Annotated in this window: 1 rRNA gene (running past one end of the window); it reads right to left on the minus strand. The window is 50.0% G+C overall.

The features are described 5' to 3' along the window. Positions 1-408 (minus strand): 23S ribosomal RNA (locus EYO21_00165); its annotated part reaches 1,091 nt to the left of the window's first position; the annotation flags it as partial.

Below are 408 nucleotides of genomic sequence, written 5' to 3' on the forward strand. Positions count from 1 at the left end.
CCTATATTTCGTCTTACGACTTAGCAGAGACCTGTGTTTTTAGTAAACAGTCGCCCGAGCCATTTCACTGCGGCCTCTTTCGACTCCATCTGCCCTAAGGAGATTTCATCTAATCGAGGCACCCCTTCTCCCGAAGTTACGGGGTCAATTTGCCGAGTTCCTTAACTGGAATTCACCCAAGCACCTTAGAATACTCATCTCGCCTACCTGTGTCGGTTTGTGGTACGGTTACCCTGTCATCTTGTTTAGAGGATTTTCTTGGCAGCATGATTAGGGTCAGTTTATGGGCTAGGCCCTCCTATTCGTATCTCGGGGTTAAGTCCCGGCGGATTTGCCTACCAGGACCCCCTACTTACTTAAACCCGGACAATCAAAACCGGGCTGACCTTTCACTTCTGCGTCCCCCCA

Source organism: Candidatus Neomarinimicrobiota bacterium (assembly GCA_012964825.1).
Classification (GTDB): Bacteria; Fidelibacterota; Marinisomatia; order Marinisomatales; family S15-B10; genus UBA2125.